The sequence below is a fragment of the Desulfomicrobium escambiense DSM 10707 genome, assembly GCF_000428825.1.
Classification (GTDB): Bacteria; Desulfobacterota; Desulfovibrionia; order Desulfovibrionales; family Desulfomicrobiaceae; genus Desulfomicrobium; species Desulfomicrobium escambiense.
Genome location: NZ_AUAR01000007.1, coordinates 49,176 through 72,888 on the forward strand (window position 1 = coordinate 49,176; position 23,713 = coordinate 72,888).

Below are 23,713 nucleotides of genomic sequence, written 5' to 3' on the forward strand. Positions count from 1 at the left end.
ATCGCGGGATGGGGCCTCATTCGTCAGCGTCGTCCGCCCCCGTTCCGCCTTCATGCCGCTTGATGAGCGGCAGCACGAATTCTGAAAACCTCTTTTGCAGCCCCCTCCTTTTCGAGCGCCTGTCCGCGACTCAGGAGCCGGTTTGCAATTTCTTCAGCAAGGCTTCAGCCTCGGGCTTTGCGCCAAAGTCCTCCCCGCGCACCGCCTCCTCCAGTGCCAGTCTGGCCTCTTCCCTGCGCCCCAGCTGTTCCAGGGCCAGCCCCTTGTGGTACATGATCTCCCTGTTGCCGGGCGCCAGAGTGGATGCCCTTTCCAACACGCCGAGAGCCTCCTCCGAACGGTTGTTGCGCAACAGGACGTACCCCAGGGTGTCTGTAACCGACGCGTCCGTTCCGGCGCGGGCAAAGGCGGCCATGGCGAGATGCACCGCCTGCATGCGGGTCTTCTCGCCATCGGCCCAGAGCATGGCCAGGTTGTTCAGAGCGGGAACAAAGTCGTTCCTGGCCTGCACGGCCTGCAGGTACAGCCTGGCGGCCTCGTCTTCGTTTTTCTGCTGCTGCGCGATCATGCCCTTGCCTGTCAGGGCATGCGGGTTTGCGGGATCCAGAGCGAGCGCACTGTCGAAAATGGCTTGGGCCTTATCCGGCTCCTTCATGCGCACATAGAGTTCGCCGAGCATGGTCAGGACAGAAACGTTTCCGGGCTCTTTCTCCAGCCCCTTGCGCAAGGCGGCCTCCGCCCCCACACGGTCCCCGCGGATTTCGAGGATGGCCGCCAGGGGCAGGTACGACCTCGCCTTGTCGGGCCCCAGGCCGACGAGGCGGCGAGCGCTGTCCTCGGCCTTGTCGAACTCGCCCAGGGCCATCCAGGCCCTGGTTCTCTCCATGATTCCGGTCCACGGATCAGCCGCTTCGAGCTGGCCATACAGCGCCATGGCCTTGTCAGTCTCCTTGCGCGCGATGTGCAGCTTCGCCTTGGCCAGGATCAGATCCTGATTCGAAGGCTGCTTCTGCAACCCCCGATCGAGTACGGCCACCGCTTCGTCACTCATTCCGTGACGCTGCAGGAAGACCGAAAGCAGCAGGGTCGACCCGAGGTCGCCGCCGGCCTGCGCCTTCTCCAGCCGCTCCCTGGCCGCCTCGATCTTGCCCTGCCTTTCGAGCACGGCGGCGGAAGCCGTCAGGGCCCGCACGTCGTCGGGGGAAATGCCGAGAGCCAGGTCGAGCTGCGCCATGGCCTCGTCAGGCTTGCCCTGTACGAGCCGGAACACGGCGGCGTTGTAGTAGGTCGGAAGATATGACGGGTTCGCCTCCCGCGCTTTGAGGAGGTAGGCCTCGGCGCCTTCGGCGTCTTTTCGCCCCAGGGAGACCTTGGCCAGCGCATTGTACAGGATTGCGTCGGACCTGCTCCCATCCAGGCCGTCGGCAAGAATCTTCACGGCTTCGTCAACGCGCCCGGCGCGCAGATAATAGTCGTGCAGCGCCAGCCTGCAGTCGGTTCCGTTGGGCGAGACCTGAAGCGCCTTCAAAAGCTCCTGCTCCCCCCCCTTGTCCCCCAGGGCCAGCATCAGAAGGCCGGACTTGAGCAGCAGCCCGTAGTGCGACGGCGCGATGCCCTTGGCCTTGGCGTATTCGGCCAGAGCCTCGCGCGGCTTGCGCTCCAGCATCAGCCCGTCGCCCTTGATGGCGAATCCGCGAAAATCCTCGGGAGAGGTGTCGATCATCCTGTCCGCCACGGTCACGGCTTCCGCGCCCCGCCCCTGACGCAGGAATATCTCGGCGAGGACGATGCGGGCCTGGGCAAAGCCCGGACTGTAATCCAGAACCGTCTGGAACTGGGTTACGGCCAATTCCAGATTGCCGCGGTAATAATGGGCCAGTCCGAGCAGGTAATAGGTTTCCAGATCCGGCTCGATGCGGATGGAGGTGTTCAGCGCCGTCACCGCGTCTTCGTATTTGCCCTCGCGCAACATGCACAGGCCCAGCAGGCGATAGCCCTCGGGCTTTTTGGGGTAGTCCCTGACCATGCTTTCGGCCGACGCCCGGACCTCTTCGGCGCGTCCCTTGCCGATGAGCAGACTTCCCTCCTTGTAGCGCGCAAAAAGGTCTCCGGGGTCAATGGAGGTAATGCGGGCATAGACATCGAGCATACCCTCCGGATCCCGCTCCTGGGCCTCGAGACGCGCCAAGGCGTGCAACGCGGCCTGGTTTTTGGGATCGTCGGCCAGCAACTTGTCGATGGCTTCGCGGGCCTTGGCGCCCTCGCCCAGGGTCATGAAATTGTGAATCAATCCGAGCCGCGCAGAAACCCGCCCGGGTTCGATGGCCAGCGCCTTTTCGAGATATTCCCGCGATTGGACCGCGTCCCCGGAAATGGAGGCCGAAAGGGCGAGCTGTTCATACGCGCCGGCATCATCGGGGTGCTTCTCGAGAAAACTCATCAAAAGCGGCACAGCCACGGCCGGCCTGCTCTGGTAATTGGCGATGCGCGCCAGTTGGAACCGCACGCTGTCGTCGTAGGGGTTCTGTAGCTGGACCTTCTGAAATTCCCGCTCGGCCTGCTCCAGCTTCCCGGATTCGACATAGGCCATCGCAAGGTTGAAACGCGCCTCGACGAAGTTTGCATCCTGCTCCAGGGCATTCTTGAAGTGGATGATCGCCCCGTTGAAGTTCCCTTGTTCAAGCAGGCTTTTCCCGTCCTGGTTCAAGGACTCCTTGGTATGGCTTTTGCAAGAAACCGTGATAACCAGAAGCGAAAGAGCGAACACTGTTGCGACTAACCTGACCATTCTCCCTCCTCAAAACAGTCGTCCGACGACATGACGAAGCGGTCAAAGAATACGACTCCACGTGATTACGGAATGTTCTGATCTCCGTGACCACGAAAATCCAACACGATCTCGGGGCCAGTCTCCCCCACCCGCCGACCCGGAATCGGAGAAGGAGGTGCAACGGACTGAATTCAATCTGAAAAACACTCTCATTACGCCACCAAAATTTGTTTTGTGCCAAAATTTTAATCTTTGCACATGACGAGAAATTCATTCACACAAACCCAATTCATGACCAAAACGGTACACATTCCACCTAGTAGCTTAATATAATTTGCCAATAATTAAACTTCACTGTCGATGGTTGAGTTTATCATCTCAATACATCATTTTTTTTATTGTGAATACACAAAATGATTTTTTTTTATTGTATGACTGAATAATTTTATGATATGAGGATAACTACATGACATAAACAACGACATATGTAGTACAACTATCAGCAATGCTTTCAACATGATATCACCGGATCGATTTACCTCCGTATGGCACGCCTTCCGAGAAGATTTTTTTTGGCCATACGCGATTTCGCAAGACAGTGTAGGACTTCCCGTTTCACCGAGACGCCACGTCGCCACACGGTTTCACGTGCCCTGCGGCGCTCAGGAGGCAAAGTTCGGGCCGTCCGGCCACAAGCGGAGCCCCTGGAGGCGCGGGCGTGTAAGCATTTCCCGAATCCATGTCGCGAATCCTTACAACGCAACCGAACCCGGCGCCGTCAAAACGCCTCCACCCTGCATCCAACCGGCACAATCCCCTGCGCCACCCGACGACAGGCAACCGCAACCAATGAGAGCGAATCATGGACATCCTCCCGAAGAACCCTGTCCGTCTCCTGCCAGTCCTCCTCGGTGCCCTGTGCGTCGCGGCCAACGCAGCCATCTCCTACGCAGCGCCGTCGGGCCAGGAATTGGCCCGCATGGTCCACGACAGGTACGTCGGCGAGGACATGACATCGCGCCAGACCATGGAACTCGTGCCCGCGTCCGGGGAAAAGAGGGTCCGCGAACTTACGGTGACCGCAGCGGACAGGCAGGGCGTGCGCAAGAGCATCATCCGGTTTACGTCACCGGCGGACATCGAAGGCACCGGCTTCCTGGCCCTCGAAACAGACCAGGGCGAAACCGAGCAGTTCCTCTATCTTCCGGCTCTCAAGCGGACGCGGCGCATCGTGGCCGGCCAGAAGGGGCGCAGCTTCGTCAACACCGATTTCACCTATGAGGATATGGAAAGACGGGCCGTCGAGGATTCCGAACATGCCGTGACGGGCGAGGAAACCCTGGGCGGGGTGGCCTGCTGGATTCTGGAAAGCCGACCCAAGGCCGGGACCGATTCCCAGTACTCCATGGTGCGCGCCTGGGTGGCCAAGGACATGCTCTTGTCGTTGCGGGTGGACTTCTTCATCGACGGAAAGGAACCGGTCAAACGCTTCAACGTGAAACAGATGGAACGCATCCAGGACATCTGGACCGAAACCAGCGTCGTCATGGAGGATTTGCACTCAGGGCACAGAACGCTTCTCGAAACGAAGGAGATCACGTACAATTCGGGCATCCCGGACTCCGCCTTCACCCAGCAGGCTCTGGAGAGTTGGTGAGAAAAGGCTTTCGCCGTTAAAGAAACGCGAGAAACCGCCGAAAGAGCGTGAAAGAATCCACGCACGACGCGGGACTGTTCGACCTCCCGGCGGCAGCGCGGATTCCGCAAGGAATCGGGAAGCGGTTTCTGGACCGCCTGAAAAGCGACGGGGAAACGATGCACACAAAAGCTCCAGTCCAAAGACGACAGCCGTTCCCCTCACGTACGCCGAGGGCGACGCGAGCGCGACGGGCGGTGCTCCTGGTCGCCCTGGCCGCGATGTTCCTCGCCGCCACCCCGCTTTTCCCAAGTGCGAGGCACGTGCTCTCGGACCTTTCCCTGACCACGGAAAAGGACGCCCTGACCCTGACCATCGCGGCATCCGGCGCGCCCCGGCAGACGAAGCATTTTTCTCTGACCGACCCGATACGGCTGGTCGTGGATATCGCCCCGGCCGTCCTGCCCGGCGCGCCACGCAGCATTCCTGCCAACCATGCGCTCGTCGAACGCGTCCGGGCCGCGCAATTCGATGCGCAAACGGTACGGGTCGTCTTCGATCTGAAACAACCCGTCAGCCACCGTCTCGATATACGGCAGCCAGTTGACGATTCCGCCGGGCGGTCGCTCGTGTTCACCCTGACCGCGGAAAATGGCGGGACGGCCCAGGCCGAATCGCCAGCGACCGGACAGGCTGGTCCGGCCCCAGCCGCCGACTCGACGGCGCACAACGAAAAAATCGTACTGCTCGGGGAATCCCCGGCCACCGGCTCGACGGTGCACAACGAAAAAATCGTGCTGCTCGGGGAATCCCCGGTCACAGAGCGCACACGGCCGGACGCTTCCGGATGGGGCGAGGCATCCCTCTCGGGCTTCCTCATGGCCAAGGTTGCACAGGAACTCGACGAGGAAAAAAGTCCTGGTCAGCCCAGGATGTTCCGCAACACCGTCAGGGTTGAAGGGAAATGGGTGCCCGCGGGCTTTTCCGGTGGCGAAAACGCGAAAACGAACGCCGAAGCCGCATATCTGCTGGGCTCCGTGCAGTCCGACTACCTCTCCTTCGGCCCTGACCCGGCTTCGGACGAATACGACCTGGACCTTTTCGAGGCCTACCTCTTCCGCTCCACCCCCGACTGGGATCTGCGCCTGGGAAGGCAAATCGTGCGCTGGGGCAAGACTGACCAGATCAGCCCGGTGGACAACGTGAATTCCCAGGACATGCGCGAATACCTCATTCCCGATCTCGAGGACCGCAAGCTTCCCAACTGGATGGCGCGGCTGCGCGCCTTCATCGGGAAAACGACCCTCGAAGCCGTCTTCATTCCCTTCTTTGAACCCAACGAATTCGACTATACCGGCAACACTTGGGCGCTCCTCGGGACGGAGCCCGTCGGCCTGCGCGTGGAGGAAAGCGAACCGGAAGGATTGGACAACGCCGACTGGGGAATGCGCGCATCCCTGTCCCAAGGCGGGTGGGATGTTGCCGCGAGCTACCTGCGCGCAACGGAAAAGACGCCTCACCTGGATCTCGACCCGTTCGACCCCGCCGGTCCGACGCTCCATGCCAACTACAGGCGCCAGAACATCTTCGGCGCCGAGTTCGAGACCACTGCCGGCTCGTTCGGTTTCAGGGGCGAGGCAGCCTATGTCGACCTGCAATCCTTTCCGACGGAAAGCCTCGACTCCGTCTCGAAATCCATGGTCCACACCGTCCTGGGCGTGGACTACCTGGGACAGAATGACTGGTACGCCAACATCCAGCTCTCCCATCAGCACATCTTCGGGTACGAAACAGACATCCTCTTTCTCAGCCGCGACAACGTCTTCCTCAATGGCGAGGTCAACCGGGAGTTCCTGCGCGGCAACGCCAAGCTCAAGCTGCGCTACGCCGTGGACCTGACCAACGGAGGGGCCTTCCTGACCCCCGAAGCCATACTGACCTCCGTCAGGGATCTCGAACTCTCCCTCGGAACCAACCTGTTCTTCGGTCCTGAGGACACCCTTTTCGGACGCTACCGCGACGACAGCCAAGTCTTCCTCAGGGCGACCCGCTTCTTCTGAGCGCCTCCGCGCCCGCGCCTCGCCCTCCGACGGGAACGTCCGGGGTGCCGATCGATGGCGCAGAAAATGCACGGCATCATTCAATCACGCCGCATCGAAACCCGGCACGAAGCACAGCCCCAGGGCAAACCTTGAACGGCAGGGCAGAGCATGTTTGCTGAATCGGGAGCCAGAGCGTTTCGTCGCCAGCAGCGCCACGTCGCGCCGCGTGGCGCTCGGCATTCCCGCACGCGCACCCCGGCGCAGCTCACTCGTGAGCTCAAAACACGAAGCGAGGACCGACCATGAGCGCCGAATCCGATCACGTCATCCTGGAACGGCGCAGATCCGTCCGTCTGCGACGTTCAGCCATGCTCCAGTCCAAGCTGGAGGAGATCGACCGCCCGAACATCAAGATCGCCGAGAACCGCGACGAGTTCGCCCAATCCTTCGCCCTGGTCTACCGCGAGTACCTTGCCTCGGGATACATCAAGAACCCGCACCCCACCGAATTGCACCTGAGTGCCTTCAATTTCCTCCCCACGACGTGCGTCTTCATCTTCCGAAGCTACCTGACCGTCATTTCGACCCTGACCCAGATCTTCGACAGCAGACTGTTCGGGCTGCCCATGGACGCCCTGTATGGTCCGGAGCTGAACCAGTTGCGCGATCAGGGGCGCAAGCTCACGGAACTCTCGGCGCTGGCCACGCCCCGGGAAATCCGCTGGTGCAACCTGATGGTCTTCCTGTCCAAAACCATGTTCGAGTATTCGCGGATCAACAACGTCGACGACATCTGCATCATGGTCAATCCGAAGCATGTCAGTTTCTACAAAACCATGTTCCTCTTCGATGACTTCGGCCCAGAAAGATTCTATGCTGGGGTTGGAGCTCCTGCAGTGGCGCTGCGTATCAACATGGACCACATCGAGCAGAACCTCCTGGAAAAATACCAGACGTTCGATGTGGACGGAAACCTTCACGAATTCTTCTGCAAAATGAGCACGACAATGTCCGAGCTACAGGACGGTTGGACCTTCCACGAAAAGAGACATGCCATGGAGACGGAGGCGGCGAAATTCTTCTTCGGTGCGAGGCCCGACATCTTCAGCAACCTCAGCAAGGAACAGCTCAATTACATGCGCCATCTGTACCCGTTCATCGACACCGGAGCCGGGGTGTAGGCCATGAGCCTCCTGCCATCCTCCGTCAAAATGCTCATCCCGAAACTGGTGACCCGCCGCCCCACCGTCTGCCTCATCCTGTCGGCGCTGCTGGCGCTCCCGTTCCTCATGCAGCTCCCGGCCGTCAGGACCGTGGACAACGTGGACTATTTCACCCTCGAAGGGGACCCGGACGTCGCCTTCTACGACTCCATCAAAAAGACCTTCGGCGATGACGAGTTCTTCCTGATCGCCTTCACGAGCGATTCGCTCTTCACGGCCCAAAGCCTGCGCGCCATCGTCGACATTACCGCCGGCCTCAAGGGCATCCCCGAAGTGCGCAAGGTACAGAGCCTGGCCAATGTGGACTACATCCACGGCTCGACCGACTACTTCGAGGTGCGTCCCTTCCTGGAGCGCATCCCCGACGACGCCGAAAGCCTGGAGAAGCTTAGACGCGACGCCGTCGAGAACCCGCTGTATGTAGGCAACCTCATTTCCGCCGACGGCCGCTCCACGGCCCTGGCAGTCTTTCCCAAAGCCCACGCCTCCGAGGACGGCAGCTTCCGCAAGCGTCTCCTCGACAAGGCCAGGCAAATACTGGCGGAGCACGCCGGCCTGGGCGATTCGTTCCATCTCGCCGGATGGACGGTGACCAACCTGAGTCTCAGCCAGTACATGAAGTCCGACGTGGCGGTCTTCATCCCCGTGACCTACCTCTTCATCGCCCTGACCATCTGGCTGGTCTTCCGCAGCGTACGCCTGACCATCCTGGCCGTGATCAACATCTCCGTCTGCACGGGTACGACCATGGGGTTGTTCCCGCTCATGGGCGTCACGCTGAACAACGTGACGACCATCGTGCCCCCGCTGGTCATGGCCCTGGCTCTGGCAGACTCGGTGCACATCTTCTCCCATCTGGACAGGAGCCTGCTCGAAAGCGGACTCGACCCGGCCGGGGCCATGGAGCACGTGCTGCAGAGGGTCATCGTCCCCTGTTTCCTGACCAGCCTGACCACGGCCGTGGGTTTCATCTCGCTGATCGTGAGCGACATACCGCCCATCAAGGAGTTCGGCTGGCTGGCCTCGGCCGGCATGCTCTTCGAGTTCGCCTTCTCCTTCCTGCTGCTGCCTCCCCTGCTGCTCTTGTGCAGGCCCGAATCCGTCTTCATCCACAGCCTCAAGGCAAAGGGGCTTAATGTCTTCCTGTCCCGGCTCTCGGATTTCATCGAAGCCCGACCCCGGCGCATAGCCCTGTCCGCGGCGTTGCTGGTGACCGTGGCCGTCGGCTTTGCAGCGACAATTCGGGTGGAAACCAACCTGCTGGAGTATTTCAAGGAGTCAAGCCGGTTGCGGCAGGATTTGCGCTACGTCGAAGAGCACCTGAGCGGAGTGGGCACCGTGGACGTCTCCATACGGTCCCCGCGGCGCGACGCGTTCCGTGAACCGGAGAGCCTGGCCGTGATCCAGGACATTCAGGGCTTCGCAAGCGCGTTGCCGGGGGTGGACAAGACCATGTCCATGGTGGACTTCCTCAAGGACATGAACATGTCCTTCCACGACGAGGACAGCCGGTTCCACGCCATTCCGGAAAGCAGGGAACTCGTCTCCCAATACCTGCTGCTGTACGATTCGGACGAACTCGGCGAGTTCGTCACCTCCGACTACGACCACGCCCGCATCCTCCTACGCATCTCCGAGCACAGCTCCGCGGGGCAGGCCAGGATCATCGACGCCCTGCGCGGGTTCCTCGCCCGCTACGCAACAGCAGACTTGAGTATACGCATCACCGGGCGGGCGGTTCAGGACGTCAACACCATCGACGCGCTGGTCTGGGGACAGGTCGAGAGCCTGGCGCTGGCCGCCGCCGTGATCACGCTGATCATGTTCCTGGCCCTGGGTTCGGCGCGCAGCGGTGCGCTGAGCCTCGTGCCCAACATCTTCCCCATCGTGCTGAACTTCGGCCTCATGGGCGCCCTCGGAATCCCCCTGAACACGTCGACGGCCCTCATCTCCGTGGTCGCCCTGGGCATCGCAGTGGACGACACCATCCACTTCCTGACCGAATACAACGCGCAACGCGGCCGGGGTACGCCCATACCCCAGGCGCTGCGCACGGTCACGCTGGAGAAGGGTCTGGGCATCTGCTCCTCGTCCATCATCCTGGTCATCGGCTTCGGCGTCCTCGTCCTGAGTAGCTTCGTACCCACCATCAGCTTCGGCGGTCTAAGCGCCGTGATCATGCTCACCGCCTGGGTCGGCGACATGGTCGTGCTGCCCGCCTTCATCCTCTCCAGGCGTCCCGCATCCTCCTGACTCGTTTCTGCCGATCAACGTGCTTCCGACGCTTCCGGAGCGGTGTAAAATATCGCGACCCCGGCTTGTCGACGGACCTTACAGAAGTCCTGGATCGCCGCATCAAATTCAAAATTTTATTCAATGAATATCGAATATTGAGCAAATGGAACAGAATATGCTGATTCGTGACAAAGGCGCTTGGCTTAAGCCGGATATTAACTTTTTTTTCAGATTTCAGGAGGGTTTTATGCTGAAATTCAAAAAAATAGCATTCCTGGCCCTTATGGCCACCCTGTTCTGCGGAAGTGCGTGGGCGTATTCCTCGGTGATGTGGGATCTGAGCACCATCGGCTATAACGCTTATGTCGGAGGCATCACACCTCTGGACAACATCACCTACGATGAGGTCATCGGCATCACCAACGCCGGGGAGGACTTCCCCTTCAAGTCCCACATCCTGCAGGATCTCGGTGCCGACCATATGCTCTCCAATGGTGACACCTTCACCGAATACGGAGCGTTAGGCATCGTCACCAAGGACGGCACCGCGTCATTTTTCGGAAAATTCGTGACCATCGACGATGTCCTTCAGAATATCCCTGCATACATCTACTATGAATTCGAAGGCCTTGCCGGCTACATCGACAATGTGGTGGGCAACACCTACGACATCATCTTCACTCCTGGGGTCGGCAGCGTTTCCCTGTACGCCTCCACGGACCTTGCAGGCGCCCCGGAATACACCCTGGCCACGTTCGACCTGATCAAGGCCGGCGCCACAGGATTCCTTCTGGACGAAGGCGCTGAACTCAACGGCGCGTTCAGCTTCACCATGGGATTTGCCAGCGTCCTCGACAACTTCTGGTACATCGACGGAAAGGAACTCACGGATCTGAGTTCCATCCTCGGGTATGCCGACATCAACGCCAACCTGCTGACCGCCGTCCCGATCCTTAACGGCGACCAGATTCCGATCGCACTCAACCTGACCGTTGAGAATTCCGGAACGGTCCGCCATGCGCCTGTCCCGGAACCGACGACCGTGATACTCCTCGGTGCCGGACTGCTGGGGCTGGGCTTCATGGCCCGCCGCCGCAAAGCTGAGTAACGTTGCCTCATCGCTCTGCCGAGCCGGGAAGAGACTCTCTTCCCGGCTTTTCGTGCTCACAATTCCCGGCATTTTTCGTACGCCGACAGCAAAACCAGGGGGCCGACCGTGAAGCGAAACGAGCATCTGGAACATCTGAGCGCCCTGGGCTACCTTGACCCCGCCGCCTACCATGACGTCGCATTTTCCCGCAACATAGGCCTGCTCTCGCCCGGAGAACAGGAACGCCTGGCCGGGGCCAGGGTGGCCATACCCGGCATGGGCGGGGTCGGCGGCGTCCACCTGCTCAACCTCGTGCGCACTGGCATCGGAAATTTCAACTTGGCGGACTTCGACGTCTTCGAGGCGGCCAACGTGAACCGGCAGGCCGGGGCCAAGGTGCCGGCCTTCGGCCGCCCCAAGCTCGAGGTCATGATCGGCGAGGCCCTGGCCATCAACCCATTCGTGTCCATCGACCCGTTCTCCGACGGCCTGACCATGGATAACATGGCCAGATTCCTGAGCGGAGTCGACGCGGTCCTCGACGGCCTCGATTTTTTCCAGTTCGAAATCCGGCGCACGCTTTTCAATACGGCCCGTTCCATGGGCATCCCGGTCATCACCGCCGGCCCCCTGGGCTTCAGCTCCGCGTTGCTGGTCTTCACCGCGGACGGCATGTCCTTCGATGAGTACTTCGACGTACGCGATAGCCTGTCCATGGAGGAGAAGTACCTGCATTTCGCCATGGGCCTTGCGCCCAGGCCGACGCAGATCGGCTACATGGACCTCTCCCGCGTGGATCTGCGCGGCGGCAAGGGGCCGTCCTTGAGCATCGCCTGCCAGCTTTGCGCCGCCCTCGCCGCGACCGAGGCCGTACGTGTCATCCTGGGCAGGCCGGGCCTGAAGCCTGCGCCCTCTTTCCTGCAGGTCGACCCGTATCTCCGCACGCTGCGCCAGGGCAGGCTGCCCTGGGGCAACCGCTCGCCCCTACAGCGCCTCAAGATCTGGTACGTGCGCAACGTGCTCCTCGCCGCCGCGGCCAAGGCCCGGCCGGAAGTACCGCCAATGCCGGCCGCGGTCGACACGCCATCCGCCGTTCCGTCGCCCGAGATGGCGGACTACCTGCTCCAGGCCGCCGTGCGCGCCCCCTCGGGCGACAACGTCCAGCCATGGCGCTTTCGGCTGACAGACAACGCCATCCAGGTCTTCATGGATTCCGACGCGGACAGGTCATTCTTCAACATCCGCCAGACCGCATCGGTCATCGCTTCCGGGGCTGCGCTGGAGAACATCTCCCTGGCAGCCGCGTCCGCTGGGTTGCGCGCGACCGTGACGATACGGCCGGACGCCGCGCAGGAGAATCTCATGGCCGAGGTGCGATTTGAACCCGGCGCCCCCGACCCATCACCCCTGGCGCGCTGCATATGGACGCGCTGTACCAACCGCCGTCCGTACTCGCGACGGCCGTTGCCGGCCTGGCTGCAGGAAGATCTCAAAGCTCGCCTGACTGACATGCCCGGTGCGGACCTGCACCTGCTGACGACGCGCAGCCAGCTGCGCAGGCTGGCCAGGGTGGTCTACCTGGCGGACAGAATCCGCACGGAGCACAGGGGACTGCACGAACATTTCGTCTCCATGGTCCGCTTCAGCGCCCACGACGCACAGCGGACGCGGGACGGCCTGCCTTTGCCGAACCTTGAGGCCGGCCGGGCCGGTGACGTCTTCCTGCGTCTGACCAGGCCGTGGCAGGCCATGCGCATCGCCAATGCCCTGCGCCTCGGACGGCTGGCCGCCCTGCACTCGGGCCGCGGCATCCTCGCCAGCGGGGCTGCGGGGCTGGTTGTCGTCGATGGTTTCGAAGAGCGCGACTTTCTGCTCGGCGGGCAGGCGCTGCAGCGGATCTGGCTGGCCCTGGACCATCACGGCCTGCAGATGCAGCCCATGACGGCCGTTACGCTGTTCTGGCTGCGCTGGCTGTGGGAAGGGGAGGATGCCTTTGCCGGCGGCCACAGGTCAATGCTTGAAGTGGTCTGGGACGAGTTGCAGGCGCTCTTCACAGGCGTGAATTTCAACCGTCAGGGTCTGGTCATGCTGTTCCGCACCGGCTATGGCCCAGGGATACGCCACCGTACCCTGCGCAAGGGCGTCGACACCTTTCGCATGCCATGAAATAAAGCCCGCGACGTTCACCCGGGCCGGAGGCTTCCGAATTCTGCAGGGTGTCGGAAAAGTTTACAGCCCCAAAAAAATGAAGGGTCCGAAACGGTAGTTGTTTCGGACCCTCCCTGTAAACGGCGCGCTTGAGCGTCTACCTGCGCAACCTGCGTCCCATGAAGGCCAGGGCCGACATGCCAAGCCCCAGCAGGATCAGGGTCGAAGGCTCAGGTACGATGTTGCGCTGGAACGCACCGGAAAGATAGATTTCTTCCGGTCCGTCATTGAGGTTCGTGAAGTATGGGGTGAAGGAGATGATCCGTCCGGTGGCGTTGTAGAGCGCCAGGTCCAGATCGGGCGCATAGAGCAGGAAGTCTGCGAATCCGCCGCCGATGTTGCTGTTCACGGTCGAACTATTTGTCGCGGATATCGGGAAGGTGATCTCTTCCGGGACTTTGACCAAATCCATCTGGTTGTAGACTCCGTTGGTCGAATTATCGAAAGACCAGGACCTGACCACGTCGCCGTTGGCCTCGGTGATGGTGACGATGCCGCTCACGTACTCGGTGCCCTCGCCTTCCTTCATGTCCTGGTTCAGGTCATAAATGATCACCGGGATGGAGGTCTGGTAGTTTTCCAGCAGGAACGCGAGCAGGTTACTGACAGACGCGGACCACGTCGCGGTCTGGGTTAAAACCTGGTCCGTACTTTTTCGTAAATCGAGTTCCGATGTTGAATTCATGAAGTCGGTTCCGTCGACATCGGGATTGTCGCTAGATGGTCCTGACCACATCACCAAATCCAGCGTTCCGGAACCGGCTTTGTACTTGTACAGGTCCGCGTACTGCTTGCTGACATAATAGTCGGATTTGCTATTCCCGTAGAGTTCCTGCAGCACGGCTGTCGAATACGAATAAAACTGGTCGTACTGCATGGCGAACGGCAACACGGGCTCGGGCAGATAGATGGCCGCCCACGACGGCGCCGCCAGCAGGATCAGGCATGCCGCCCCTAAAATCCTCTTAAGCATGATTCGCATGGATTGTCCCTCCGTTGATATTCGTTCATTACGAGTTTGACAGAAGGGCAGCAATAACAGTGCCGAACGCAATTACCTGATTTTAAAATAAAAAAATATCTTATGGCACATAAAATGTAAGACTTCCCGACATCTGATCGAAATGGTTCACAGGCGCATCCGCACCGACGCGCCCCCCTTCCACGAATCCGAAAGTCCTTTGGCACGCTTCTTACATACGGCCATGGCTATGAGCGAAAAAGCCTGGCCCCGTATTCTGCCCTTCGCACTGTTCATGGCCTTCATCGGCCTCGACGAGGGACTACATTTCCTTAACGAACGGGGCTGGATCGACATCTACGCCGCCGACTTCTTTCTTCTCTACCCATTGCGTCCCATGTCCGCGCTGCTCGCGCTTCTTCTGCTGCGCCGGGCGTACACGGAACTGGACTGGACCGAACTGGGCAGACCCGCGCAAACCTTGGGCAGCATCGGCCTGGGGCTCGCGGTCTTCGCACTCTGGATCAACATGGACTGGGCTCCGCAGGCGCTGGGGCAGCCGGCTGGATTCGACCCGACAACCTTCCCCGACGACGGCACGAGGCTGTCCATGATCGCGGCCAGGATCGCGGGGGCCGTCGTCGTGGTGCCGATCATGGAGGAGCTGTTCTGGCGCTCCTTCCTGCTTCGCTACATCATCACCCCGCATTTCTCGAAAATTCCGGTCGGCACGTTCACCTGGACCTCCTTCCTGGCCTGCGCCGGGCTCTTCGGCCTGGCCCACCATTTCATCGTCGCCGGCATCATGGCGGGCATGGCCTATTCCTGGCTGCTCTACAGGACAAAAAGCATCGCGCAATGCGTGCTGGCCCATGCCGTGACCAACCTGGCACTCGCGGTCTATGTCCTGGAACGGGAGGAATGGAGGCTTTGGTAGGAAAAGCCGGGGCAAACGAAGGGCTCGTTGCGCAACGCCATCAGACGAGCGAAACCCCTCCATAGACTATGCCGCAGAACAAGCCGAAATTGAAGGCAAACACCCAACGTGTGCCGGTGTTGTGCATCCTGTAGAGGGAGACCCCCATGGCTCCCAATCCCACGAGCACAACGGCTGTCCAGCCCAGCGAGCTGCCGCCCCACGCAAGAATAGCCCTGCTCACGAAAATCTGTCCATATCCGAGCAGCATTCCATGGGCCACGGACACAACACCGGCTTGGCTCAGGAGATCATCCACGAGCTGCATGGCCTGGCTGGCGGCAAGGGCGACGATGACCAACGCGAATTCGAGCACGATCTTCCCCGGCGATCAGAGGTGGATGCGGTGGAAGTTCCGTCGGGAATCCCTCCTGTCAAGCTCATCCCGGACATTGGAGACAGTCCGGGAACACGAAAGAACACGGCACATCACCCTTAGCCAGAAGCGGAGAGGTTCGGATTGCAAGTTCTGCTTGCATCGCGATGTCCGCCTCGTGACAGCTCGCGAAGGGATCGCTCGGACTGGTCACGCTTTCCCCCATGGCAAACCCGCTTCAGACTTAAAACAATACTGTAAGATGTCCCAGAATGCGTGTCGAAAAATCTTACAGTTTCTGGTTATTCTGAACTGACGGAGCGCATCGGGCGGCCTCACACTGGGACCTGACGCCTGGATTGCGGCCGGCACCCCGTTTCGCGGCACGGTCGATCCGCCGCTTTTCAATTGTGCATCAGCCCCTGATAGACCAGTATGCGTTCTTGCTGCGAACCGCCAACTCGACACCAATGCCATACAAACCACCGCAACAGCCATCCTGACGAGCGCACCAACGGACCATGCCGATACAATAGTCTTGCTTAGTCGCATCAATATCGAAACTATCTTCATAAACAACAATTTTCAAGGCATCACCAGGAAGAAATTTATAGTCTGATTCAATCCTCAAACCTTGTTGACTTTGATTAATGACTTTCGATTGAACTTTCTTGTCATTATGAAATATCTTTTCTACAGCACATGTCAACAAAGCTGCACTGCGCGGGTATCTCCTCTTCTCGTGCATACGCTACCTCCCGTCCGAATCATATCGGAATTCCATAAAAATTCGTCGCGGTACTGAAGCACGAAATGTTCAATGGCGATCAGTAACCATGCCGCCAATGACGCCGATCTTTGGATGATCTTTGCAATTCGGCAGCCAAAATTCCCCACGTGGCACCAATGATAAAAACGCGGGACGAGGGGTGAAGACGCGGACGTAGCATTCTGAAATTTCGAGAAAAGAGACGAAGAAAGAAGGGCGGTTACGACACAAGGGGGCAGGCGGGGCGCGGCCATGGCAGGAATGCAATGCCGCTTGGATGAAATGAACACGCTGCGGCGATTCGGAAAAGCTTATGCGCCGGGGTGCATTCGCCTTTCAAAATCGCAGCAGCGTCGGAAGTTGCTGGCGTCTTCGCCTAGAGCCAGTCGAAATACGGCTTGATCTTGCTCGGATGCCGCTTGGTGTCGTTCTCCTGCTCCTGGGCGTAGAACCAGGCCGCCTTGGCGCGGGTTTCGGCGGTTTGGGCGATGTCCGTCAGGTCGGGGAAGTTGTCGAGGACGTACTTGTAGCGAGCCCAGGCGGCGCCGTACTGCTCGGTCTTGTAGTAGAAGTCCGCCACGTAGAGTTCGTGCTCGGCGATGAGCCGGCGGCACTTCTCGATGTATTCCTTGGACGGTTCGCGGTAGACACTCTTGGGATACCCGTCCACCACCCGCTTGAAGGACTCGATGGCCTCGGACAGCTGGGTCTGGGGCAGATCGATGGACTTGTGGGAGTTGAACTTGTTCACGCCGATCTGGAAGAGGACGTAATCGATCTGCTCATGCCGCGGGTGCATGGACAAAAACTCCTCGTAGACGTCCACGGCCTCAAGATATTGCCGGTCCAGGGAGTAGGCGTCGCCGAGCATGAGCCGGGCGTCCATGGCGTAGGGGCTGAACGGATAGCGGTCGTTCAGCTTGACCAGGGAGTCGATGGCCTGCGCGTAGTCCTTGTCCTGCATGGACACGCGGGCGTTCTCGAAAAGCTCCTGGGCCGTGTCCTCGGGAGGAGTCAGGAAATAGTAGTCGATGGCCCCGCAGCCGTTCAGAAGAAGGACCAGGGAAAAAAGAAGCAGTTTGGTGCGCATGGCGAAAACCTGGCTAATGGTGAAGGATGCGCCGGCCGCGAACACGCGACGGGACTCGGCAAAGAACGAGGGCGGCAGCGTATCTGCGCGGCCACCCTCGGTTTACGACATTCGGGACACTCCGGAACTAGAGGGCCTTGTCATTGAGCATCTGTTTCAGGCTGGCCTTGGACACGGCCCCGGTGACCTGCTCGACCACCTCGCCGTTCTTGAAAAGGATCAGCGTGGGAATGGCACGGATGCCGAACTTGCTCGGCGTGGCGGGATTCTCGTCGACATTCATCTTCATGATGGCGACCTTGCCCTCGAACTCCTGGGTCAGTTCGTCGATGACAGGAGCGATGGCCCTGCACGGACCGCACCACGGCGCCCAAAAATCCACCAGCACCGGGAGATCAGATTTCAAAACTTCAGCGTCGAATCCGGCATCGTTCACTTGAGCAGCCATTATTCACTCCTTGAACAAAGGGTTTACGATATAATCGTCAGGCACAGCCCGCCCTCGGGGGATGGCCTCGAAATCCAGCGCGCTCGCCAGCCCTGCCCGGGCCAGCTGAACACCTGCGTACGCTATCATAGCAGCATTATCACCACAATACTTTTGCGCAGGGGCCAGAAATTTGAGCCCGTTGGCCTCGGCAAAGGCGGTGAAGACCTCCCGCAGGCGGGAATTGGCGGCCACTCCGCCGGCCAGGCACAAGGTGCGCACGCCGTCCGCGCGCCCCAGGGCCCGGCGCGTCTTTTCCAGCAGGGTCTGAGCGACTGTCTCGCTGACCGTGGCGCAGAGGTCCTTGACCCGCGGTTCGACGACGACCGGGTCGAAAGCGGCGTAATCCAGGGCCGGCAACGCGTGCTGCACGACGTGCAGCGCAACGGCCGTCTTCAGGCCGCTGAAGCTGAAATCGCAGTTGTCGTTGTTCAGGTACGGACGGGTGAAGAGCCCCCGCACGGGCGTGCCGAGCCGGGCCAGCTCGTCGATGTACTTGCCGCCCGGATAGGGAAGATTGAGCAGCTTGGCGATCTTGTCGAAGGCCTCGCCTGCGGCGTCGTCCAGGGTGCGCCCCATGAGCTCGAAAGCGCCCGGCCGCGGCATGGAATAGATGTGCGTGTGCCCGCCCGAGACCAGCAGCCCAAGGGCCGGATATTCGATGAACCCCGTGAACTCGCAGGCCAGGAGATGGGCGTGCAGATGGTTGACGCCGACGACCGGCACGCCACGGGCCAGGGCGAAGGACTTGGCGTAGGCGATGCCGACCAGCAGCGCGCCAAGCAGGCCGGGGCCGCGGGTCACGGCCACCAGTTCGACGCCCTCTCCCCCCGGCCTCCCGGCCTGGGCCAGGAGCGACTCGACCAGAGGATCCAGCAGCCGCAGGTGCTCCCGCGAGGCCAGCTCCGGCACCACGCCCCCGAACACGGAGTGCATGGGAATCTGGGTATGCACCAGCTCCGCCTCGATCCTCCCGCCGGCCCACAAGGCCACGGAGGTCTCGTCGCAGGACGTCTCAATGCCCAGACAGACGGGGCCGGATGCACATGGGGTGGAAATGACGGACAAACCGGAAATGCCTCAATACGTTACATGAAGGAGAAATCTCGAAGATGGATCGACATTGCACGGAGTCCTCGACGAGCCAGAACCCGGACGACCGTCCAGAATTCATTCTGGCAAGGCGCAAAGCCGTTTTGGAGGGCGAAGTGTAGTCGACTACATGAGCCCGCCAAAACGGCTGCAGCAACGCAGTCCAGAATGAATTATGGGCGGTCGTCCCCAGCTTCGCGGTAGTATTGGAGAACGACCTCCACATCCTTCTTCGACCCCACGAAGAGCGGCACGCGCTGGTGCAGTTCCTCGGGCTCGATGTCGAGGATGCGCCGCGTGCCGTCAACGGCCAGGCCGCCGGCCTGTTCGACGATCATGGCCATGGGGTTGGCCTCGCACATGAGCCTGAGCTTGCCTTTGGGCTTGCGCGGATCGCGGTGGTCGGCCGGATACATGAAAATGCCGCCGTAGATCAGGTTGCGGTGGAAATCCGAGACCAGGGAGCCGATGTAGCGCAGGCTGTAGGGCCGGCCCAAGGCGTTCTCGTCGGACTTGAAATGGTTGACGATGCGCCGCGTGGGTTCGTCCCAGTAGGACCAGTAGCCCTCGTTGACGGAGTAGATGCGCCCCTGCTCCGGGATCTGGATGTTCGGGTGGGACAGCAGGAACTCGCCCACGCTCGGGTCCAGGGTGAAGCCGTGCACGCCGTTGCCGGCCGTGTAGACCATCATGGTCGAAGAACCGTAGATGATGTAGCCCGCGGCCACCTGCATGGCGCCTTTCTGCAGAATCTCGTCCAGGGTTACGGCCTGCTGGGTGTAGGACGTGCGGCGGTAGATGCTGAAGATGGTGCCGATGCTGACGTTGGCGTCGATGTTCGCCGAGCCGTCGAGGGGGTCGAAGATGAGGATGTAGTCGCCCACAGGGAACTGCCGGGGGATCTCGATGAAATCGGCGTTCTCCTCGGAGACCATGGCGCAGAGCACCCCCGCCCGCTCCATGCGGCGGATGATGACCTGGTTGGAGAAGTCGTCGAGCTTCTGCACGATCTCGCCCTGGACGTTGACTTCGCCCGTGGCCCCGAGAACGTCGAGCAGGCCGGCCTTTGATACCTCGCGGCCGATGATCTTGGCCGACAGGATGAGTTCCGTGAGGAGCCGGGTGAACCGGCCCGAGGCCATGGGCCTCTCCTTCTGGCTGAGCAGCAGGTGCTCGACAACCGTTACCTGGCGCATAGCTATGCCTCAGTTGGGATAGATGTAGATGAGATTGTCGGAGGTCATGCTCCGAACCCAGTAGACGTCGACATCCCCAGCGTCGCGGCTGCCCGAGTAGCTGGTGGATTTGGTGATGGGCAGCAGGGCTTCGGCGGACACGCCCGCGGCCTGGCCGAAGACCTTGTCGCCGGTGAAGAGCGACGTCTTGCGGTCGCGGATTTCGGCGGTCAGAAGATCCATGTCGATCTCGACCAGGGTCGTGCGCAGGCTGTCGTTGCCGATGGAGCCCACATGCACGAGGATGACCCGGTCGGCGCTTTGGATGAGGTGCCGCTTCGGCTCCTTGCCAAGCTCAACGAGGCTTTCGCGCAGCTGCGGATCGAACCCGAGGGTGTCGTCGCCGGCCAGGAAGAGCTGTTCGCCGTCCAGGACGGCCATATGCCTGATCCAGGGCTGCGCAGCCTTCTGCTGCCCGATCCAGGCGGCGTCGAGCTGAAAATCCATGAGCTCGATCTGGTCGACCAGACGCACTATCTTGCTGTCGATGGTGTAGTAATCGTCCAGAAACTCGGCCGGCAGATCCGTCGTGACCGTGTTCTCGTAATCGATGCTTGCTTTGGGATTGACGTAGTCTTCGTAATATTCCCTCGTCGTCTTCACCGGGGTGCAGGCCACAAGGAACAGAAGACCGCAAAGAAAAAGCTGTTTTTTCATGTATCCTCTCGAAATCGATTGGGATTGAACGGACACGGCCGATGATCGCAGGCCATGACAGGGCCCAGAGAGGACCTATAGCCCGGCCGGAAAAGAATCAAGGGGCAACCTGCTCATGCGTTTCCGGCGGATTCGGGGCCGAACTTCTGCTCCAGCCTGTCCGCCAGGGAGTTGAGTACAAAGTAGAGCTTGTTGTGCTTCTCCGCCTCGGGGTCCGGGGCGCTGCCGAGCTCCGCGTAGGCCTTGTCGCGCAGGCCCCGCAGCTCTTCGCGCTCCGCGTCCGTGACCGCGGCCTCCAGCAGGTCGTCGTAGATCTTGATGGCCTGCTCGTACTCGCCCTGGGCCGAGAGGAGCTTGGCCATGGTCTTGGTCTTGATGCCGGAATTGATGCAGAACTGGGCTACTTCCTCGGCGTCGAGGTCCCGCTCGGGCTCCACCGGGACGTCGCTGGCGGCCAGGTCCTCGGAGTAGTGCCCGATGCCGCAGGTCAGCAGCTTGGCCAGATCCACGCTTTCGCCGTGGGAGTTGCGCTCCAGGACGAACGCGGCCATGGCCAGGTCCGCCTGACCCGACTTGAGGTAATGCTCGCGCAGCCGCAGCCAGAACTTCTCGTAGGCCAGCAGCTTGGCGAGGATGGTCTGGGCCCTGCCTGCGGCGGCACCCTCCTCCCCCTCCTCACTCAGGAGATCGATGAGATAGAGCTGGGCTTCGAGGTAGTCGGGGTGGTTCTCGACGCCCCGCTGCACGATCTCGATGGCCCGCCGGGTGTGACCCTGCTTGCGGTACAGGCGGGCCAGCGGAAAGAAGATCTTGGACCCGGAGTCGTGCTCGAGGAGCTCGTCGAAAAGGGCGAGGGTATCGTTCATATTCATTTCACGATGTACATGATTTCGTTGTCGGCGACATAGCACAGCTCCCGCTTGATGAGGCGCTGCACATACTTCTCGTCACGCTTGAGCACCCGGATCTCGGAGCTCAGCTGGCGGTTCTTGGCGTCGATGTCGTCAAGGGATGCCTGCACGCCCTCGATCTTGAGGCGCAGGTCCTTGTAGGCCTGGATGCCGCTCTCGGCGTCGAAAATCTTGAACACCATGAAGATGTTGACCAAGCACAGGGCGAAAAGGAATATTTTGCTCTTGTCCCGGATCATGCACTACCCTTTCTGGCGGAGCTTCCTGCCCGCTTCGGTCCATGGTTCGATGTAATTGTCGTATTCGCCCAGGGCCAGATCGAGGAAGTTTTCGATCCGCTCGCCGTCGGCCGCGCCGATGACCGTATTCACGCCGCGCAGGAAGGCCTCGTTGGGATGCATGCTCTGGCATTTGGCCTCGACGAGGACGATGTTGACCTCCCGCCGCCTGATGCCGTTCCATTTCCTGACGATGGCCAGGATGGACCTGCTCTCCTCGGACTCTTCGAGAATCAGCATGTTGTAGTAGTTGATGCGGACCTTGTCCACGGCTTCATGGACATACCTGGCCTCGGAGACGAAAATGCCGCGTCCCTTGAGAAACTGGGCGATACGCCCAGCCAGGTCGTGGTTCTTGACGAACATGAAGGCCACCACGGCGTCGTGGGGAAAGTGCTCCGGGGCGACGACCTTCTCGTCCAGGGCGTCCTGGTCCACGAGGATGGGCTCGCGACACTTGGGGCAGTTGAGCTTGAACTTCCGTGTCTCGGGGATGCGGTCGTCGGGAATGACGAACGTCGAATTGCAGGATGTGCAGATGATCTCCATGGTTCCCACCCCCTAGAAAAGGGACGTCTTGCGTTCGTATTCGTGGTCGAGCTCCAGGCCCTCGATGTCCGTGACCTTCTCGCCTCGCGCCGTCTTGATCTTGTCGACCATCTGCGCCAGCCGCGACTTGTCCGAGGCGTAGGTCATGGCCGAGTCCTCGGTGATGACATTCTCGTAAAAAAGATTGGCAAGGTACTTGTCGAAGGTGACCATGCCGTAGGCGTCGCCGGACTCGACGATGCCGTAGAAGGTCTTGTCCTCGCTCTCGCCGTTCAAGATGCACTCCTTGACCCGCAGGTTGGACTTGAGAATCTCGAAGGCCGGCACACGGCCACCGCCGATGCGCGGCAGGAGGCGCTGGGACACGACGTACTTGAGACTCTCCATGAGGCGCGATCGGATGAGGCGTTCCTCGGCCAATTCGAACATGCCGATGATGCGGTTGATGGTCTGGCCCGTGTCCGAGGTATGCAGGGTGCCGAGCACCAGGTGCCCCGTCTCGGCGGCCTCCAGGGCGATGGTGATGGTCTCGCGGTCGCGGATTTCACCGACCAGAATGACCTTGGGCGCCTGACGTAGGGCCGCTCGCAGTCCCGAGGCGAAGGTGTCGAAATCAAGCCCCAGTTCGCGCTGGTTGACGGTGCCCAGCTTGTGCTCATGCACGTACTCGATGGGGTCTTCGAGGGTGACGATGTGCTTGCGGTACATCAGGTTGATGTTGTCGATGAGGGCGGCCAGGGACGTGGTCTTGCCTGTGCCCGTGGCGCCCGTGACCAGGATCAGGCCGAATTTCTCCTTGGACATCTGGTAGAAGACGTCGGGCAGGGCCAGCTCCTTGATGGTCGGGACCACGGAGGTCAGCTTGCGCATGACGATGGCCAGGGACCCTTTCTGCCCCAGCACGTTGACACGGAAACGGCAGCGCCCAGGCAGTTCATAGGACAGGTCGCAGGAGCCGCGGGAGAGCTGATCCTCGTAGAGGCGCAGGTTGCGGCCCATGAGGCACATGGCCACGGCCTCGACCTGGAACGGCAGCAGCGGCCCCGGATTGGGCGTGATTTTCGCGTCCACGAGCTCGCCGTGGACCTCGGCCTGCACCGGCTTGTTGACCGTGAAGATGATGTCGGAGGTGTCGGGCGAGAAGTCCAGGACCTGATGCAAAATGTGGTCAAGATGCGCTCGTTGCAT

Annotated in this window: 20 protein-coding genes; 7 read left to right on the plus strand and 13 right to left on the minus strand. The window is 60.7% G+C overall.

The features are described 5' to 3' along the window. Nucleotides 1-130 precede the first annotated feature (130 nt). Nucleotides 131-2,788 carry an XrtA/PEP-CTERM system TPR-repeat protein PrsT gene (gene prsT, locus G394_RS0107920; protein WP_028577200.1) on the minus strand — a complete coding sequence of 886 codons (2,658 nt, stop codon included), beginning with the start codon at nt 2,786-2,788 and terminating at the stop codon, nt 131-133. 844 nt (nt 2,789-3,632) lie between these two features. Here prsT and G394_RS0107925 point away from each other — a divergent pair. From G394_RS0107925 to G394_RS0107950, 6 genes are all read left to right on the plus strand, one after another. After that, nucleotides 3,633-4,427 (plus strand): outer membrane lipoprotein-sorting protein, encoded by a 795-nt coding sequence (locus G394_RS0107925; RefSeq protein WP_051307044.1) that lies wholly within the window; start codon nt 3,633-3,635, stop codon nt 4,425-4,427. A gap of 236 nt (nt 4,428-4,663) precedes the next feature. Continuing rightward, nucleotides 4,664-6,466, plus strand: coding sequence for an AMIN domain-containing protein (locus tag G394_RS0107930; RefSeq protein WP_028577202.1), 1,803 nt, complete (start codon nt 4,664-4,666; stop codon nt 6,464-6,466). A 284-nt stretch (nt 6,467-6,750) separates the two neighbouring features. Next, nucleotides 6,751-7,629, plus strand: a complete 879-nt coding sequence (locus G394_RS0107935) for an N-acyl amino acid synthase FeeM domain-containing protein (RefSeq protein WP_028577203.1) — start codon at nt 6,751-6,753, stop codon at nt 7,627-7,629. A 3-nt stretch (nt 7,630-7,632) separates the two neighbouring features. Continuing rightward, nucleotides 7,633-9,924 carry an efflux RND transporter permease subunit gene (locus G394_RS0107940; protein WP_245578290.1) on the plus strand — a complete coding sequence of 764 codons (2,292 nt, stop codon included), beginning with the start codon at nt 7,633-7,635 and terminating at the stop codon, nt 9,922-9,924. 229 nt (nt 9,925-10,153) lie between these two features. Continuing rightward, nucleotides 10,154-11,014, plus strand: a complete 861-nt coding sequence (locus G394_RS0107945; RefSeq protein ID WP_028577205.1) for a PEP-CTERM sorting domain-containing protein — start codon at nt 10,154-10,156, stop codon at nt 11,012-11,014. A 108-nt stretch (nt 11,015-11,122) separates the two neighbouring features. Further along, nucleotides 11,123-13,162: a ThiF family adenylyltransferase gene (locus G394_RS0107950; RefSeq protein WP_028577206.1), complete on the plus strand. Its 2,040-nt coding sequence runs from the start codon at nt 11,123-11,125 to the stop codon at nt 13,160-13,162. 139 nt (nt 13,163-13,301) lie between these two features. On the opposite strand, the gene G394_RS0107955 is transcribed toward G394_RS0107950, so the two are convergent. After that, the gene (locus G394_RS0107955) at nt 13,302-14,186 is read right to left on the minus strand and encodes a PEP-CTERM sorting domain-containing protein (protein WP_028577207.1); all 885 of its coding nucleotides are present in this window, start codon (nt 14,184-14,186) and stop codon (nt 13,302-13,304) included. A gap of 229 nt (nt 14,187-14,415) precedes the next feature. Here G394_RS0107955 and G394_RS0107960 point away from each other — a divergent pair, with 229 nt between their 5' ends. Beyond that, nucleotides 14,416-15,102, plus strand: coding sequence for a CAAX prenyl protease-related protein (locus G394_RS0107960; RefSeq protein ID WP_028577208.1), 687 nt, complete (start codon nt 14,416-14,418; stop codon nt 15,100-15,102). 40 nt (nt 15,103-15,142) lie between these two features. Here the strand turns inward: G394_RS0107960 and G394_RS0107965 are convergent, their stop codons facing one another. The 11 genes from G394_RS0107965 to G394_RS0108010 all read right to left on the minus strand — a co-directional run bounded on the left by G394_RS0107965 (nt 15,143) and on the right by G394_RS0108010 (nt 23,713). Beyond that, the gene (locus G394_RS0107965) at nt 15,143-15,457 is read right to left on the minus strand and encodes a hypothetical protein (protein WP_245578291.1); all 315 of its coding nucleotides are present in this window, start codon (nt 15,455-15,457) and stop codon (nt 15,143-15,145) included. A 415-nt stretch (nt 15,458-15,872) separates the two neighbouring features. Beyond that, on the minus strand, nt 15,873-16,205 hold the full coding sequence (locus tag G394_RS20730; protein WP_084435453.1) for a PilZ domain-containing protein: 333 nt from the start codon (nt 16,203-16,205) through the stop codon (nt 15,873-15,875). A 397-nt stretch (nt 16,206-16,602) separates the two neighbouring features. After that, complete coding sequence (locus G394_RS0107970) at nt 16,603-17,316, minus strand: outer membrane protein assembly factor BamD (RefSeq protein WP_028577210.1); 714 nt, start codon at nt 17,314-17,316, stop codon at nt 16,603-16,605. A gap of 127 nt (nt 17,317-17,443) precedes the next feature. After that, entirely contained in the window at nt 17,444-17,764 is a 321-nt protein-coding gene (gene trxA / locus G394_RS0107975) for a thioredoxin (protein ID WP_028577211.1), read from the minus strand. Between the two features lie 3 nt (nt 17,765-17,767). Beyond that, nucleotides 17,768-18,862 carry a tRNA (adenosine(37)-N6)-threonylcarbamoyltransferase complex transferase subunit TsaD gene (gene tsaD, locus G394_RS0107980; RefSeq protein ID WP_028577212.1) on the minus strand — a complete coding sequence of 365 codons (1,095 nt, stop codon included), beginning with the start codon at nt 18,860-18,862 and terminating at the stop codon, nt 17,768-17,770. 206 nt (nt 18,863-19,068) lie between these two features. Further along, on the minus strand, nt 19,069-20,091 hold the full coding sequence (fbp, locus tag G394_RS0107985) for a class 1 fructose-bisphosphatase (RefSeq protein WP_028577213.1): 1,023 nt from the start codon (nt 20,089-20,091) through the stop codon (nt 19,069-19,071). A 9-nt stretch (nt 20,092-20,100) separates the two neighbouring features. After that, nucleotides 20,101-20,787: a hypothetical protein gene (locus G394_RS0107990; protein ID WP_028577214.1), complete on the minus strand. Its 687-nt coding sequence runs from the start codon at nt 20,785-20,787 to the stop codon at nt 20,101-20,103. A 113-nt stretch (nt 20,788-20,900) separates the two neighbouring features. Beyond that, a complete protein-coding gene (locus G394_RS0107995) occupies nt 20,901-21,653 on the minus strand; it encodes a tetratricopeptide repeat protein (RefSeq protein ID WP_028577215.1) in 753 nt (250 codons plus the stop codon). 2 nt (nt 21,654-21,655) lie between these two features. After that, nucleotides 21,656-21,937: an FtsB family cell division protein gene (locus G394_RS18460; RefSeq protein WP_051307045.1), complete on the minus strand. Its 282-nt coding sequence runs from the start codon at nt 21,935-21,937 to the stop codon at nt 21,656-21,658. Nucleotides 21,938-21,940: 3 nt separating this feature from the next. Next, nucleotides 21,941-22,525 carry a zinc-ribbon domain-containing protein gene (locus tag G394_RS0108005; protein ID WP_028577216.1) on the minus strand — a complete coding sequence of 195 codons (585 nt, stop codon included), beginning with the start codon at nt 22,523-22,525 and terminating at the stop codon, nt 21,941-21,943. A gap of 12 nt (nt 22,526-22,537) precedes the next feature. After that, nucleotides 22,538-23,713, minus strand: coding sequence for a type IV pilus twitching motility protein PilT (locus tag G394_RS0108010; RefSeq protein ID WP_028577217.1), 1,176 nt, complete (start codon nt 23,711-23,713; stop codon nt 22,538-22,540).